This is a genomic window from Candidatus Clostridium helianthi (assembly GCF_045310795.1).
In the GTDB taxonomy this organism is placed as follows: domain Bacteria; phylum Bacillota; class Clostridia; order Clostridiales; family Clostridiaceae; genus Clostridium; species Clostridium helianthi.
Window position 1 is genome coordinate 1 of sequence record NZ_JBJIAB010000063.1, and the last position, 16239, is coordinate 16239.

The following is a 16239-nucleotide window of genomic DNA, read 5'->3' on the forward strand; positions in this document are numbered from 1 at the left end:
TATAATCTTATTATAAATAGAAAAACCCTATAGGGTAGACTTTTTTTATAGTGTCTACTCTATAGGGTACATTTTATTTCATACCTAGCTATACTTTTTATTTAATTTCCAAAAAACATAATAATCTTCATCAATCACACTATATTTTCACCGCAAGCAATATATTATTCATATATAAATACCATTTCTCATATGCTACCCTCAATATATTAATACCCATCTAATGTTGAATAGAATTATCCCCTCTAAATTTTTAATATAAGATTATCAAATCAAACTAACAAATACAATTTAACATCATGCTTATGATTATATTTACGCATATTACGCCTATTCATCATATCAAATATGATTTTCTCATCTGTAATGTTTACTTGATTAATATCTTTTACTATACTCTCATTTATTCCATCAATTTCCTCATAAATCGAAGGACAAATTCTACAATTCAAATTTTTTCTTAACTCTTTTTTGTCTTGTTTTAAAATTCCCCACATAATTTTACACCCTCTTATAAATATTCTTTTTTCAACCAAAATAAATCTAATATTTTAAAACTAACGGATTATCATTTTCATTAAATAAAGCTTCATGCATTGAAGCAAACATGACATTCTTTTGATATTGATCAGCAAAAAAATTTATAACTTCAATATCTTCATCTGATAATTTACTTCTAATGACCATCACTTCATTATAGTTAGTTTTCTCTAGTAATTGAACAATATCTCTTGCGTATGTACTTTTCATCTTTATGCCTCCCATAACCCCTCTTTTTTTCTCAATCGTAAATTTCTTAAAATTTGTATAAGCGCCTTCTTTTTTTAACCATTCCCCTTTCTTTCTTAGTACATTTTTACTTAAATCGCTATCTTACTACATGTTTTATTTTTTCATCTTTTTAGTATTACATATCCATTTCTGTGGATATATTATCTTTCGCAAAATCACCAACCCACTTTTAACATTTCCTAATTGAGAAATTAACAATTCTCCTCTAATATATAACCATATGTAAAAATAAATATAAGAACATAGTATAAAAAGTTAATCTCCCTCATATATTGACATTTATCCTTATATTGGATTAGAATTATCTAAATATATAAATTAAATTTAATAAATAAGTTTAATAAAAAATTCAAGGTATAAAAACATATTAAATTTATAATTTAATATTAATTAGTTCAAAGCTTAATTCTACTAAAAATCTTTTTATGTAAACTAGTATTTTTTGCTTATGTAGTACTGATTAATAAGGTGATTCAATTTAATGCTAATGCAAATTATCTCATCATTTCTACAAATATCTCCTTCACCAACTAGTTTGTTTAGATACTCTCTAACAGATTCTATTTTTACTTCCAATTCTTCCATAATACCCTCCTAATAGCATTTTATTGATTTTATACCCTAACTTAATAGTACTATTTTTATAATTCTCTGGCAACATTTTTTTGCAAATAGTTCATAAATTAATTCAAATAGCTACTTTTGTTATATTGCTTAAGAATGTACAGTTATATAAAAAGAGAGATAAATTAAATAATATTGATTTCACAGATATTAAAAAATTATGAAAAACTAAAAGAAAACCTAACGGAATAACTAAAGATTATTTTTAAATAAGCTGATAAATCAGCTTATTAAGATCAACTTAAATTGGGACAACATCATTTAGATTTTCTGCTTCAATTAGAATTTCCCAAGTTAAATATTCCTTTATTCTTTTAATTTCTTTAAAAAGCATATATTTTTAGTTAATGCGCTTAATAGTATTTTTGTGAGAAACTTATATCTTTTAATTTTCATAAACGAACTCAAATAGCTTTTTTTGTTATTTGCCTTTAAAATATAAAGTTATATAAAAAAAGGAATGATAAACTTGAATAATATTAATTATATAGATATTGGAAAACGTATAAAAGCTGAAAGAGAACGCAACGGCTTAACTAGAGAAAAGTTTTCAGAATTGGTTAGTATATCTCCAACTTATTTAAGCCAGATTGAATTGGGGCAACGTCACCCGTCGCTTCCGACTACAATTAAGATTGCTTCAACTCTACATATTTCTTTGGACTTTTTAGTTTACGGCGAAAGAGCCCTTAATGTTAATAAAGATGACTTGATAGATATAATAAATCATGCTCATGAGAAAGATTTATATGTACTAAAAGAGATTCTTACCGCTATCCTTCCATCCGTAAAATATTAATCAAACGTATATTTTTATACTTCTATGCGCAAAAAGTAGACAGTTAGAATTAACTGCCTACTTTTTTGTACTATGTTAAACACTCTCAAAATATAAATTTTAAATCCCCACTTGATAATTTTCTTTTTTAGAATGATATTGATATTTATTTAACAATTCACGTCCTAATTCTAAATGAGCATTTTTATGTATATATAGAGAAGCATCATGTACGCAAAGAATACTTGAATTAAACTTTTCATTATATCGATTCCAATAATCTTCCTGCTGTAAAAAATATTTTTGCAAAGAAGATTGAATTATCCATCTATTTTTCTCATATCCATTATTTTCACTCATTTTTATTTCTTCACTAAAACTAATTGAATTACTCTTATTACGAATAATTTTCTTCATGTCTTCTATACATATAAATTGCACCTTTTCAATAGAAATTCCATTAATTATAAGTAAATTTTTTAATTTCTTGTAGAGATTTTTCTGAATAGAAATATGAACTTTTTCACTATTTCTTATACCTTCTTCTATATAATTATACAAATTAATAAACAAATTGTAGTCCCCATAATAATACACATCTCGTTGCTTGTTATCTACAACAGTATTTCTTCTGCCAACTTTATAAAACTTAAAAGCATTACAATCTATGCACTCAGCTATCAAATCACCAACATATTGATTCAAAGCAATTATCTCATCATCCAAAAAATTGCCTTTCTTTTTAATAATCATAGTATCTAATCTCTGTCTCCATTTTTCTACACGGTTTCTTAAATAACATTCATTACACATTTCTCTCATTCCCCCACCCTATAATAACTTAAATATTTTTATACCTTTTGAAATTTTTAACATTTATTTTTCTTAATTGATAGATATATTGTCTAATTTTAGCTATATACTTCTTTTTCCACATTAGACCTCTTAATACTTTTTTTATATACAATACCTTTATTTAATACTACTATTATTATAGGGCACTTGCAATATTTTTTTCACAAATAGTTCATTTTTTAATTCAATTAGCTTTTTAGGGATTAGTTTCAAAATTTACGAGTTGTTATTAAACCTAAATTAACATGTTAATTGCGAAGAATAAATCCCTTTACAAAAAAACAGCTATATGTAATTAATCAAAATTACATATAGCTAAATTATTTAAAAAATCAATTTTATCTAAAATATTATTCATAAGCGACATTCATACTGATTAAGTATCTCTTAATAGAAACATCAGCTAAATTAAAACAAATTACTAATAGTTTTTTCAATTCTTCTATCACCTTTTTTATTTATTTCTCATTCATTTTCCATTACAAGTTTTTTTAGCGTTTTTTCCATGCTGTGGACCGCTTCCATTAATAAATCTTTATCATCATTTTTTGCAGCATTTTCGGCTTGTAAAGCAAATTCAGCTATATCATTAACTCTTACAGTACCTGCTGACCCTTTTAGTTTATGTAGAAGTTTATATGATTCATTTAAATCATTTCGATCTACACATTCTTTAATTTGGCTCAGAATTTTCTTTGATTGCCCACAAAATTCTTCAAGCAGTTCTGTGCAAAAACGCTCGTCAAATCCTGATTCCTCTATAAGACTTTTTACTATTTCATTAAAATAATCACCTTGATTCATCTCAAAACCACCGTCACTTAAATTACTCAAAATGTTCATATCATCATTATGAATATTTTTCACATGCTTTTCTAACATTTCCATAACTTGATCAACAGTAAAAGGTTTGCTTAAGTAATCGATCATTCCTGCTTCCAAGCACTTACTTTCATCATCTTTCATAGAATAAGCAGTCATAGCTATTATAGGAATATTTTTATAACTTCCTAACAAACGAATTTTTCTTGTTGCTTCATAACCATCCATAACAGGCATCTGACAATCCATAAAAATTATATCGTATTCCTTGTTCTCACATGCTTTTAACGCTTTTGCCCCATCAATAGCAATATCACAAGTCAAACCATTTAATTTTAAACTATTAACAAAAAATTTTATGTTTATATCATTGTCTTCTACTAAAAGGATTTTTATCTTTTTATTATATTTAGCTTCATCAACATTTTGCTTTGTTATAAAAACATCATCATTATATATTTTATAGCCATCTCCTTTAATCACCATTGCAACACAATCAAGTAAATCACCTCTTTTATAAGGTTTTGAAATATATCCCGAAAATTTATTTTCCTTCGCTATCCTTGCTTCAGAATTTGCTGTAACTGAAGTTAATAGTATCAAAGGAATATCATTTATTAAGCCTCTTTCCTTCATTATTTCAACAAGTTCAAAACCAGTTATCTCCTTCATTTGATAATCAATCAAAATAACGTCGTATGCTTTCCGATTATTTATAAGCATATTTAATGCCGACTTTAAACTTTCCGCCTCATCAATCATACACCCAACCTCTTCAAGATAAACTTTTGCTATATAACGATTCATCTCATAATCATCAATAACTAATATTCGTTTACCTTTAAATATAGAATAATCAGGAAGAATTTGAATTACCGATTGTTCTGATTTATCTAGTACTAAATTAAAACAAAAGGTCGTCCCTTTATTTTTTACACTTTTTACACTTATAGTACCACCCATCATCTCAACTAATTTTTTACATATCGCAAGACCTAACCCAGTCCCTCCATATTTTCTAGTTGATGAAGAATCAGCCTGGCTAAATGGTTTAAAAAGCTTACTTATCTCTTTCTCATCCATACCAATTCCTGTATCTCTTATTTCAAAATAAAGCTGTACTTCAGTGTTCATTTCTTTTATAACTGAAACTTCTATAAATACTTCTCCATTGTGTGTAAATTTGACTGCATTGCTAACTAAATTGCTTATAATTTGTCTAATTTTAGTAGGATCTCCTATTAAACAACTTGGTATGGCCGAATTTATAAGCATATTAAGTTCAAGCCCCTTCTCTCTTGCTTTTGCATCATAAAGAAATATAGTGCTTTCAATTACAGAACGAATATCAAAAGCGACTTTCTCTATTTCCATTCTCCCTGCTTCAATTTTAGAAATATCAAGTATATCATTTATAACTACAAGCAATGTTTCAGAAGAAGTTTGAATTGTTCCAACATAATCTTGCTGAGTACTATCTAGGTCAGTTTTTTCTAAGATACTTAAAAATCCAACAATTCCATTAAGAGGAGTTCTTATTTCATGACTCATATTAGCTAAGAATTGACTTTTTGCCATATTAGCTTGTTCAGCTGCTTCTTTTGCAATAATCAGTTCATTTGTCCTTTCTTTAACTTTTTTTTCAAGATTGTTTATAAACGAACATAGTTCTTCTGCCATGCTATTAAAAGCCTTAGACAAACTTCCTATTTCATCATTTCTAAAAACCTTGGCCCTCTCTGATAAATTACCCTTAGAAAATTTATCAGATATCTCTATCAAATGATTTATTGGTTTTAATATGATTTTAGTACTCTTCATATGAATAATAACAGCTATAATAAGAGCAATCAGAGTAAGTTCTATAGCTATATTAATATTGTTCCTTATTTCTTTTGTAAAAACAGCCTCTGGAATAGATGTTATTATAAGCCAATCTAAACCATCTTTATTATACTCAAATATTTTAGTATGGTAATTCTCATTATTAACTTCCGAAATAAAGTTTGTACTAGAGGTATTAATATAGTTTTCATATGCATCATTAATTGATTTATCCGTAATATTCTTAACCAAAGTTCTATTAATATTTCCATCAGAAAGTATTTCAAAATTAGTTTTGTTTAACGAATTCGCAACTAGAAATCCAGAACTCTTTTCAACTATATATATTGAAGCCGAATTCTCATTAGCGATTTTTTCCAAAGATTCATTAAGAGTAGAAAGAACTATATGTGTTCCCATTACCCCTTGAATACTCCCATCTTTATTATAAATAGGATATGACGCTGACAAAGCCAAATCATCTTTTGTAAAATGTTTATAAACGGAAGAAAATACCGGTTTTCCATTTTCTTTAGCGCTTATATACCAATCTCTTGTTCTAGGATCGAAATCACCATAGTCATTAACCAAATCCCCTTGTTTTAAATTTTCATCTACATTATAATATAAAGAATGACCTTTTGTTTCAGGTGTACTTCTATATATTTCTATCTCGTCATTTCCATCTTTTCTAGCACCATAGTATTCACCATCTTCTGTGCCAAAACTAAAACTATAAATCTCATCGCTACTATATTTAACTATTCCTGCAAAAAAAGCATCTCTCTGATCTTTGTTATGCATGTCTATAACTTTGTTTTCAATCAAAGTGTGGTTAACCTCATTGTTATATAGAGGTATGCTAAATATCGATTGTATTTCGCTAAAAACATCCTGATTGGAATCGTCTTCAACCTTCACAATAGTATTATTCACCGAACTTTTCCAATTATTAAATATAATACAGGTTATAATACCAACAGTTGCAGCCATAAGTGTAATAAACAATACACTAATTAAAAGCCTTAATGAACCCTTTCTTCCTATCACTGTATTTCTAATTCTATTAATTATAAATATCACCGCCCCAATATCTTACATAAATATGCAGAATTTTAATGGAAATAAATGAAAACTTATATAAATTATTCTTTGAATCTTATTATATCATCGCGCTAATATTTATACAATATTTTTAATATTTCATTATTTTTCATTGTAAAAGTTTATTTTATTAATTTATTGCCATCTTTTAAATAAATAACCTTAAAAACTTATGTATTTTTTTGACGAAATAGGTAACATTGAATTTAAGCAAGGTTGGATTTTTGGTTTAATTTATTCTTATAATTCCCACAGGATAACGATTAATAAATCATAACTATATGAATAAGTATAATTTAATACTCTACATCAAATTTGTACACCTTTTCTATCTCAGCGCATATATTATTTAACCAATATGTTATTAATGCCAATTAAATTTTGATATTTAATTCTAAGTATCAATAAGTTTTTATAAAAGAATAAAACGAGATATGTATATTTTCTAATTTCAACACATCCCGTTTTAATTTTAATGATTTATATTTAATTTAAGCATCGATTATTATTTATTTTACTAATTGTCTACTAAAAACTAAAGTATCTATTTCTCAAATCTTTTATAACCTCTATATTAGTGCTACAAGTTGCCCCCTCATCTCTAATGTCCTTAGAATTCTCGTCATATTCTCCCGAGAAAGATAATAAATTAAAACTTGTCTCCATATAATATTGCTCATCGCAGATTAAAAGCTTATTATGGGAATTCACCTTTTTTATTTTAAAATTCCCTCCATAATATTTAAATCTATCCTTTAGTCTTTCAGCTATCATATCGCTATTTCTATTCTTACTTCTATTATTACTATCCTTTTTAATGTGATAAATAGAGCTATTTTCTTCTATACCATATATAATTTTGATAGCTCCGCCTCTTGAAAGTAAATTCTCCATCATATTTATTAAATTATTATTAACCACATAGTTATTCATCCATGGGCTAGCAATATTTAGTTCATACTTGGCATCAGAAAAAGCTTTAATAAATTTATCTCTTATTTCTTTATTTTGTAAGTGATACTCTTCATATTTGTTTGTGATCTCATTCAATGTTCCATATATTTCCTTGTCTAAAGGTTCTATATTTTTTATTACATATTTATTTTCTTCATAACTTATATATAAATCACATATATTCTTAATCCTAAATTTACTTAACTTATATGTTTTTTCTATTGAGATTTCTTCCTTATTTAACTGGCCTATAGTTTCTTCTATCTGAATAATACTTTCTTTCCCAAAAAACATTAATGCATTTATTGCTTTACTATCAATATTCAGATTCTCATATTTAAAGAACCTTCGAGATAGACTCTCTTTTTTACAGCTGATTACAGAGTTTAAATCATTAGATTTTATTAGACAATAATCCATTTCTTTTAATTGATCATCATACTCAAGAAATTCATTTTCATACTTTTCCAATTCTTCTTTCTTAGCTTTAAGCTCTTCAAACTGTTTTTTTGCAGATTCTAATGTTAGCTTCTCTGCTTTTTCAGATTTTTTAAATTTATATTTAATTAAATTTTTAAATTTAATAGTGTTTTTTGTAAATATATCTAATAATGATATTCTATTATCTTTTTTATTTTCAGAATATAATAAATCCTCCTTCATTCAAACACCTCATTTCCTTACTATTATGGATTGCATTCTTTATTTATCCTAATTTTACATACTCAAATTATGTACGTCAATCTATATTTTAAAGAAAAATATTTTTAAGTTTTTTTTCAATTTTAGGAGGATTTTAACCAATTATGTCAAATTAATAACATTGAGAACATTTACTTAGTATATGTTTTAATAATCTAATGGTATGATTAAAGGGAGGAATAATTATGAAGAAATTATTTAAATGTAGTGTGTGCGGATTTATATGTGAAGGAGTAGAAGCTCCAGAGAAGTGTCCAAAATGTGGAGTTCCTAGAGAAAAATTTGTCGAATTAACTAGTGAAGAAGCTGATAAAATCTATCACTCTGATAGAACTAATGACATTCATTTAGAGATCATTAACTTAGCTGATAAAATTTTCAAACTTTCTAGAGAAGGAATAGACTTAAATTTAGATCCTACTTGTGTAACAGCTTTTGAAAAAGCTAAAAATAGTGCTTGGACTATTAAGCAAATATCAAAAGCAGAATTAGCAGCGCATATGAGCAAAGGAAAATGGTAAAATATTAAAACTAAAATTTTCTGTTAATTAAACTATTGTTTAAAAAGCTGAAAATCCTCAGATTTGAAGGATTTTCAGCTTTATTAAATATCTATCTAGAATTCCAACAGCTTTGTGATTATTTATTTTCTACAAATTGAATCTTCAATCCATTAGGATCTAAAACATAAAAAAACTTAGTATTAGGATTTGGCTGAAATGGTCCACTATGAATTTCTATTCCTTTTTCCTTAATAAAGTTTATTTTCTCATCCATGCAGTCAACTTCAAATCCAAGAGAAATATGCTCCCCATAACTTACTTCTTTTACTTCCTCATCACATATTAGTTCTATTTTAGTTTCTCCATCTCCTAAAAATGCAATTTCCCTTCCAGGTCCTGCATTAAATCTTTTATTAGTCTTAAGACCAACAATCTCATGATAAAACTTCAATGATTCTTCTAAATTTTTAACTTTTAAAGTACTCCAACAAAATTTCATAACTTATTCCTCCTAATATATATCACTTATGTATGAATGTTATATTTTGCATTTATTTTAACATTTATCAACTTATCTATAAATAGCTTTTTTATTACTTATGTATTAAAGTATGTTTCCCATATATTTAATCACTAGAAATATATTACCCATTAATTTAGCAAATTTGTAAATCCAAGTTCAGTAAACATGTTTTTCATTCCCTCTTCATCTATTTGAAGTTTCAATTGATCTATTGTTATATTATTAAGTTCTTCTATATCACACTTTATAGTGGCCAATTGTTTGCAAAGCAAAGCTGCTTTTTTCCCGACTATTTTTTCATTTGATTCCTCAACTAACTTTGCTAACGGGGAACGTAATATACCAAGATCTTTGAACATTTTTTTTATTTCTTTTTCAGGTGAATTTTCTATAAAATCATATATACCTTCCACTGTTTCAAATTCTTGAAGTAATGGTATAACAGACTTTTCTCCAACTCCATTTATTCCCGGAATATTGTCAGAAGCATCGCCTTCTATAGCTTTTCTATCAATAATTTGGATAGGATCCACACCATAAAAATGATTCACATACTGTGTAGTAAATTCAAAAACTCCGCTAGGTATATTAAGTTCTTTAATATTTATTCCAAGACTTTCGTACATATCGGTACACTTTGAAGTTATAAGCCATACCCTTACATTATCATCAACAAGTTGAAGACAATCTTGATCTTTAGTCCAAATGCTAACTCTCATAGATCTTCCAAATTTCTTTGCCAAGGTACCTATTATATCATCTGCTTCATACTCTTTAAACACAAACTCTGGAACATTCATTTCTTTTAGAACTTTTTGAGCTAATGCAAACTGGCTTCCCAGCTCACTTCTCATATTCTTTCTAGTACCTTTATACTCTGAATATATTTTTTTTCTAAAGGTAAATTCTTTAGTTAAATCCCAAGCCACAGCAATATGAGTGGGATTTTGATTTTTAATCATTTTAAGCATTGATGCCATCATTGTAAAGACACCATTAGTAAACTCGCCTTTAGGTGACTGACGTAATTTTTCAATATATTTATCCTTCTCTTCATCAGTTTTAGCAAATCTATATTCTCTTGGAAGATTACCAAAAAAACAGCAAGATAAAAGAGATGAACCGTCTATTAATAATAAATTGTCATGCATAAATAAAAACTCCTAGCTTTTCTTAAGTTTATTCTGATTAATACCTTTTTATATTAAAACGACTAACCATAATTATTATACCACTATTAATTTGCATAAAAAATACAGCCAAACTAATGACTGCATTTTTTAGTTCCATATTATTGCTATAAAGGCTTATACATAATTACATATCTATATTACCATATTTTAATACTATATTAAACATCATTGCATATATTTGTTAAACATTACAAACACATCAATTAATTTATCTATAAATTATTAATTTACAATTTTTCTTTACTGTTATTTATTAGATTCCTTATTATATAATTGCTTACTTTCTCTTAAAATTCATATATTGCTAGCTGAAATATTGCATTTTTGTTATTTCTTCTAAAAACCACAATTAATATTTTGATTGTTTTCCTTTTACTCTCAATAAGTTATCTCAAATGTACATATCTATAAATACCTTTTGTCTTTTGTAAATATTTTACATTTATGTTATAATTTATTAGAGCCTATTATGTCTCATTAAAAAGCACCAACAAAGGGGAGTGGACAAATGCTAAGAGTAAAGAGGCTAGTGTGCTTATTAAGCATTATTTTAATACTTGATACATATGATGTAAGCACAATAACACCATTTAACGCTTTAGCAACAGATGTTGTAGAAGATAATAATATAGAAATAACACATAATGAAAAAACAGAATTTAAGGAAAATTCTATAGATGAAATAAATAATGAAAAAATTGAGCAAAGAGAATTGATTAAAAAGAAGGAAGCTGAAGAAAAAGAACAAGAAAAGAGTGTTACACCTGAATGGAGAGATTTTATATTAACTTTTTATACATCTCTTGATTCAGAAAATAGTAGTGCTGGTCCAGTAACTTGTCAAAATAAGCCATTAACTCCAGGAGGTGTTGCAAATAACGTAATACCTCTAAATACCCAAATATATTTGGATGGTTATGGACAAGTTACTGTTAATGATAAAGGTTCAGATAAGTATTTTGGAGTAGATAATAGATTAGATGTATTTGTACAACGAGAACCTGGTGAAAACGATCATGACTACCTTCGAAGGGTGAATAGCTACGGAGTACAAAGAGTTCGAGGTTATATAGTTAAATAAATTACATTGGTAACCACAACCTTTAAATCCTAGTAATGTATAGATAAGCCAACTATAATCTATACTTATGCGCATACCTCACCGAAATGAGTACTATACTTTTGTTCCAGTTTCTAGGTAATTCTGATGGGTGATTCTAAGGCTATAAAGTTGCACCCAAAGTGCTAGCCTCAAAGAACAAGCTTTGAACTAGCACATTTGGAACAACTCATAGCCAAAGAATCACATCCATCAAAATTACCAATGAAACATTCCACAAAAGTATAGTACTCATTTCTGGTTGGAAGATATTTCATAGTCTAAGTATAGTTTATGATTTTGTTATCTATATAGATAAACAATATACAACTTATGCTTATGCAATAATCTCCGAAAGTAAAAACATTGTTATTTCACATGACTATGAAAATTTCGCTGAGAGTTCTAAATTGCAGGTTGCACCATTAATGCTTGCTCCCAATTTCATTGTGACAAGCGTTAACGGAACAACCTACAATTAAGAGCTTTTAACAGCTCATTTTCAATGCCTGCTGCATAAAAATGTTTTTACTTTCTGGTATGGTATCTATATACCAATACAATTCATAAATATAAAGTTTTGTTTTCGACTTTTTTCATAATAATCAGACTCAAAAAAATTATCTTTATCTAGCACACCAATCAGCACTTAAGAAATCATATTTTTCTGTTTAACTTTTTCTTTCTTAATCTTATATAAGTCACTATTACTCCAACAAAACAAATGATGGCTGAGCAAACATATACATACCTCATTCCATACATAAAGACATCATCTCTACCCTCTATATATCCAAGTACTTTCTCTCCCATTTTCATACTCATAAATGAATATAAAAGCATTGTAGCCATAGCAACACCAGATGATTGTCCTAAATTTCTTACAAAAGCGTTTATACTTCCTGCGATACCCAATTTATCACTAGATGCTGAAGACATAACTAAGGAATTATTAGGAGGTAAAAACAATCCATTTCCAATTGCAATAAAGACTATATATATAATTAATTGGTATATATTGGAGTTTTCATTTAAAGTTGCCATTAAACCCATTCCAATTCCTATTAGTATCAAGCCTAAAAATGTTAGAAATTCTGACCCTATTTTATCTGATAAATAACCACTAAAAGGAGAAATAACCGTTATTAATACAGGAGAGATCATCATTATCATTCCCGCAAAGCTTGGAGTCATTTTTAAAACATTTTCGAGGTAAAAAGGCTGTACAATATTATTACTGTTAATTGATGCATAACATATGAATGTGCATAATATTCCAACCGTAAAAAGTGAATTTCTAAATAATGATAAATCTAGAAGTGGATATTTTAATTTTCCTTCTATTCGTATGAATATTATAAATAGAATGATAGCTGCAATAAAGCTAATTCTAATCATGTTATTATCGTAGCCAACAGTTTGTCCATTTATAAGAGAATAAAATAATAATACGACACTTATACCAAAAATTATTGCACCAATAAAATCAATGTCTTCTTTCTTTTCATTTGACTTACGAGGCAATACTTTAAAACCAATTGCTGTTCCAATTATTCCCACTGGAATATTTATTAGAAATATATAATGCCAACTTAAGTAAGAAATTAAAATACCTCCCAATGGCGGACCAATCATTGTGCCAAGAGCTAGAAATGTTCCCGATATTCCAAGAGCTCTCCCCCTTTCATTTGCTGGAAATACTTGCGTTATTATCCCTTGGTTGTTTGCCATAGCTGCCGATGCTCCTATCGCCTGAACTATTCTAAAAAATAATAGGTACGTAAAATTTTTTGATAACGCACAAAATAAAGAACCTATGGTAAATACCAATAAACCTAAATTAAATACTATAGATTTTCCTTTTATGTCACCGAGCCTTCCAAACAGTAATATTGTACTAACTATTGTTATAAGATAGCAGATTACGATTAACTGAATGGAAGACATCGTTACTGAAAATATATTCACCATAACAGGAAGTGCTACATTAACTATTGTACTATCAAGGGTCCCCATAAATGGAAGTAAAACCACAACAGCCAATATTATCCATCTATTCTTATATACATTTTTATTGTATATTTCCATTATTAAAATCATCCCTTTTCATTAATTCTGTTATAAATATACTTTATTATAATTCTGAGAGTTTCTAATATACTCAATGAAATACAAAAACTTTACTAAGTATATTCTTTAGAATATGTTATATTTATATATTATACAGAAGCTATAAAATAGACATTATTTATAGGAATAATCCAGCTTAATAAAATTACATTAATTTACTCTCTTACTGTTACTCTTTAGTTTTTTTATATTAAGTTTTTTAACTGCCAGCTCCGCCCTCTCTCTTACTTTCTCATTTCCCTCATTAATATACATCCCAAATACTATCCTCAACCTAAATTTTAACTTTAACATGTATATACATATATTTTAAAATAATATAGTTTATCAATAATAGATTTAGGTTACTATTACTTGTTTTCAACTATATCTATAAATCTATTACTTTTATATTAAATGACTTTTTATCATTAAACAAACTATTTCTATAAATGATAATACGTAAAATAATATATGGTTACAACTAAGTCATGAATATGAATTAAATCATTACTTAGGTACTTTATTTGGAAGAGTTATTAATAAAATTTTGTATTTGCGCTAACGTTTTTAAGAATTCTTCAAATTTCTCAGCGCCTATCTCCTTCTCTATTGGCGATTGTACTTCATTCCATACAGGAATTGCCTCATCGAGCTTCTTAATTCCGACATCACTTATTGAAATGCACTTTCTTCTTGAATCATTATCATCTGTTCGCACATCTACATATCCCTTTTTTCTTAAAATTTCAATATTGCGAGTTACTGTTGTCTGATCCATTAGCAAAGCCTCTGCCAACTCACTTACAGCAACATTTTCACGAGATGCTATGTCTGCTAATAATGAAAACTGTGGCGCTGTTAATCCAACCGCTTGAAAAACTTGATCAAAATGCTGAGTAGTGACCCTTGTTGTCATACGCAAATTTCTACAAACACAACTTCCAATTTTCTTTAAATCATCTAAATTAGACATAAATAAATTACCTCCGTCAAAACCTCTGAATATACATATAGTAATCTATAGCAATTCTTATTGTCAATATACTCACAAGCAGATTTCAAAAAACCAGCTTTATTGAAGAATATATTATTTTTATCTCATGATATCATTAATTTTTAAGTTTAAGATATTATTTCCTATTAAAAACACAGATTGTTTTGCCAAATCCTGAACACTTACCGCATGATATACATTTTGATGGCTCAGTATTCCCCTCGCTCCAACGTTTAATAAGATTACTTTCACATATTAATGGTCTGGACAATGCAAAATAATCAATGGAGCTTTCATTAAGAATTTTTGTTAGAGCTGAAATGTCACGTATTCCGCCTACAGAAATAACTGGAATATTAACTTCTTCCTTTATCCTTTCAGCATAAAATGTATAGTAAGGAGCTTGTCCTTTCACTATTTTTCTTGAATAGCTCTCATTTGGGCGTGAAGATAAACTCCCCCCACTAATTTCAACAGCATCTACGCCAAGCTCTTCAAGTTTTTTGCATACATATTTACATTCTTCGAAAGTCATACCTTGATCCATAAAATCTTCGCAATTTATTTTAATTAAAACAGGATAATTTTTTCCTACTTTATCACGTATTTTTTTATACGTTTCTATAAGCATTCTAGATCTATTCTCAATATTACCACCATACTCATCTGTTCTTCTGTTATAATAAGGCGTTAAGAACTTACTGAGTAAATATCCATGAGCTGCATGTATCTGAATACCATCATAACCTGCTTTTTGTGCTCTAAGTGCTGCATTGGCAAAATCTATCTGAATTGAAACAATTTCTTCTAAAGTCATTTCTTTAGGGGTATTTTTATATCCCAAATCTGTTATATTACTTGGGCCTAAAATCACCTTTTCTTCATTTCTTATGGTTTGTGTTCCTGCTGCTCCAAGTTGCAATATTATATTAGCATTGTACTTATGAGTTACCTCAATAATTTTTTTATGATTATCAATAAATGAATCATTATAAATTCCCATTTGGCCTGGAATAAATTCCTCTAAATCAGTCACAGCCGTTATTCCAGTGATTATAGTTCCTACACCTCCTTTAGCTAAATCTTCGTAAACTTTAAATAGTTCATCATTTATATTTCCTTTTTCCTCTGCCATTCCTTCATATGTTGCAGATCTTATAAATCTGTTCTTTAATTTAAGTGGACCAACTTGCGTTTGATCGAATAGTGATTTCATAATTAATCAACTCCATTCTAAATATATGCATATACATATATTTTGTTAAAATTTTTTATTTATTTAATAAAACACCACTTTACAAGTAATTAAAAAGAAATCCCATAAAATACAATGAACCAAACTCCGATTTCTGTACAAACT

Annotated in this window: 14 protein-coding genes; 3 read left to right on the forward strand and 11 right to left on the reverse strand. The window is 27.7% G+C overall.

Annotated features, from left to right (window positions below; translation table 11 throughout):
- Nucleotides 1-272 precede the first annotated feature (272 nt).
- The 3 genes from ACJDTP_RS26205 to ACJDTP_RS26215 form a co-directional block, all read right to left on the reverse strand.
- A complete protein-coding gene (locus tag ACJDTP_RS26205; protein WP_077839686.1) occupies nt 273-497 on the reverse strand; it encodes a hypothetical protein in 225 nt (74 codons plus the stop codon).
- A gap of 46 nt (nt 498-543) precedes the next feature.
- Nucleotides 544-750, reverse strand: coding sequence for a hypothetical protein (locus ACJDTP_RS26210; protein WP_012058389.1), 207 nt, complete (start codon nt 748-750; stop codon nt 544-546).
- A gap of 474 nt (nt 751-1224) precedes the next feature.
- A complete protein-coding gene (locus ACJDTP_RS26215; RefSeq protein WP_017212648.1) occupies nt 1225-1377 on the reverse strand; it encodes an aspartyl-phosphate phosphatase Spo0E family protein in 153 nt (50 codons plus the stop codon).
- 499 nt (nt 1378-1876) lie between these two features.
- Here ACJDTP_RS26215 and ACJDTP_RS26220 point away from each other — a divergent pair, with 499 nt between their 5' ends.
- Nucleotides 1877-2215, forward strand: coding sequence for a helix-turn-helix domain-containing protein (locus ACJDTP_RS26220; RefSeq protein WP_012058388.1), 339 nt, complete (start codon nt 1877-1879; stop codon nt 2213-2215).
- Nucleotides 2216-2314: 99 nt separating this feature from the next.
- On the opposite strand, the gene ACJDTP_RS26225 is transcribed toward ACJDTP_RS26220, so the two are convergent.
- From ACJDTP_RS26225 to ACJDTP_RS26235, 3 genes are all read right to left on the reverse strand, one after another.
- The gene (locus ACJDTP_RS26225; RefSeq protein WP_406762864.1) at nt 2315-3016 is read right to left on the reverse strand and encodes a hypothetical protein; all 702 of its coding nucleotides are present in this window, start codon (nt 3014-3016) and stop codon (nt 2315-2317) included.
- A 498-nt stretch (nt 3017-3514) separates the two neighbouring features.
- Nucleotides 3515-6778 (reverse strand): response regulator, encoded by a 3264-nt coding sequence (locus ACJDTP_RS26230; RefSeq protein ID WP_406762865.1) that lies wholly within the window; start codon nt 6776-6778, stop codon nt 3515-3517.
- Nucleotides 6779-7327: 549 nt separating this feature from the next.
- Entirely contained in the window at nt 7328-8416 is a 1089-nt protein-coding gene (locus ACJDTP_RS26235; RefSeq protein ID WP_406762866.1) for a hypothetical protein, read from the reverse strand.
- A 224-nt stretch (nt 8417-8640) separates the two neighbouring features.
- On the opposite strand from ACJDTP_RS26235, the gene ACJDTP_RS26240 reads away from it, so the two are divergent.
- Nucleotides 8641-8976 carry a rubredoxin-like domain-containing protein gene (locus ACJDTP_RS26240; protein WP_077839689.1) on the forward strand — a complete coding sequence of 112 codons (336 nt, stop codon included), beginning with the start codon at nt 8641-8643 and terminating at the stop codon, nt 8974-8976.
- A 118-nt stretch (nt 8977-9094) separates the two neighbouring features.
- Here the strand turns inward: ACJDTP_RS26240 and ACJDTP_RS26245 are convergent, their stop codons facing one another.
- Together ACJDTP_RS26245 and ACJDTP_RS26250 are read right to left on the reverse strand one after the other, a co-directional pair.
- Nucleotides 9095-9457 (reverse strand): VOC family protein, encoded by a 363-nt coding sequence (locus tag ACJDTP_RS26245; RefSeq protein ID WP_078115739.1) that lies wholly within the window; start codon nt 9455-9457, stop codon nt 9095-9097.
- Between the two features lie 152 nt (nt 9458-9609).
- Nucleotides 9610-10632: a 5'-3' exonuclease gene (locus tag ACJDTP_RS26250; RefSeq protein ID WP_406762867.1), complete on the reverse strand. Its 1023-nt coding sequence runs from the start codon at nt 10630-10632 to the stop codon at nt 9610-9612.
- Nucleotides 10633-11182: 550 nt separating this feature from the next.
- Here ACJDTP_RS26250 and ACJDTP_RS26255 point away from each other — a divergent pair.
- A complete protein-coding gene (locus ACJDTP_RS26255; protein WP_078115741.1) occupies nt 11183-11755 on the forward strand; it encodes a 3D domain-containing protein in 573 nt (190 codons plus the stop codon).
- 675 nt (nt 11756-12430) lie between these two features.
- On the opposite strand, the gene ACJDTP_RS26260 is transcribed toward ACJDTP_RS26255, so the two are convergent.
- The 3 genes from ACJDTP_RS26260 to ACJDTP_RS26270 form a co-directional block, all read right to left on the reverse strand.
- Complete coding sequence (locus ACJDTP_RS26260) at nt 12431-13861, reverse strand: MFS transporter (protein ID WP_406762868.1); 1431 nt, start codon at nt 13859-13861, stop codon at nt 12431-12433.
- A gap of 544 nt (nt 13862-14405) precedes the next feature.
- Nucleotides 14406-14858, reverse strand: a complete 453-nt coding sequence (locus tag ACJDTP_RS26265) for a MarR family winged helix-turn-helix transcriptional regulator (RefSeq protein WP_406762869.1) — start codon at nt 14856-14858, stop codon at nt 14406-14408.
- Nucleotides 14859-15015: 157 nt separating this feature from the next.
- Entirely contained in the window at nt 15016-16095 is a 1080-nt protein-coding gene (locus ACJDTP_RS26270) for an NADH:flavin oxidoreductase (RefSeq protein WP_406762870.1), read from the reverse strand.
- Nucleotides 16096-16239: the final 144 nt, after the last annotated feature.

What these genes read in the sequence shown, in the direction of transcription:
- ACJDTP_RS26205 (WP_077839686.1), bottom strand. Translation starts at nt 497, where the DNA reads ATGTGGGGAATTTTAAAACAAGACAAAAAAGAGTTAAGAAAAAATTTG.
- ACJDTP_RS26210 (WP_012058389.1), bottom strand. Translation starts at nt 750, where the DNA reads ATGAAAAGTACATACGCAAGAGATATTGTTCAATTACTAGAGAAAACT.
- ACJDTP_RS26215 (WP_017212648.1), bottom strand. Translation starts at nt 1,377, where the DNA reads ATGGAAGAATTGGAAGTAAAAATAGAATCTGTTAGAGAGTATCTAAAC.
- ACJDTP_RS26220 (WP_012058388.1), top strand. Translation starts at nt 1,877, where the DNA reads ATGATAAACTTGAATAATATTAATTATATAGATATTGGAAAACGTATA.
- ACJDTP_RS26225 (WP_406762864.1), bottom strand. Translation starts at nt 3,016, where the DNA reads ATGAGAGAAATGTGTAATGAATGTTATTTAAGAAACCGTGTAGAAAAA.
- ACJDTP_RS26235 (WP_406762866.1), bottom strand. Translation starts at nt 8,416, where the DNA reads ATGAAGGAGGATTTATTATATTCTGAAAATAAAAAAGATAATAGAATA.
- ACJDTP_RS26240 (WP_077839689.1), top strand. Translation starts at nt 8,641, where the DNA reads ATGAAGAAATTATTTAAATGTAGTGTGTGCGGATTTATATGTGAAGGA.
- ACJDTP_RS26245 (WP_078115739.1), bottom strand. Translation starts at nt 9,457, where the DNA reads ATGAAATTTTGTTGGAGTACTTTAAAAGTTAAAAATTTAGAAGAATCA.
- ACJDTP_RS26250 (WP_406762867.1), bottom strand. Translation starts at nt 10,632, where the DNA reads ATGCATGACAATTTATTATTAATAGACGGTTCATCTCTTTTATCTTGC.
- ACJDTP_RS26255 (WP_078115741.1), top strand. Translation starts at nt 11,183, where the DNA reads ATGCTAAGAGTAAAGAGGCTAGTGTGCTTATTAAGCATTATTTTAATA.
- ACJDTP_RS26260 (WP_406762868.1), bottom strand. Translation starts at nt 13,861, where the DNA reads ATGGAAATATACAATAAAAATGTATATAAGAATAGATGGATAATATTG.
- ACJDTP_RS26265 (WP_406762869.1), bottom strand. Translation starts at nt 14,858, where the DNA reads ATGTCTAATTTAGATGATTTAAAGAAAATTGGAAGTTGTGTTTGTAGA.
- ACJDTP_RS26270 (WP_406762870.1), bottom strand. Translation starts at nt 16,095, where the DNA reads ATGAAATCACTATTCGATCAAACGCAAGTTGGTCCACTTAAATTAAAG.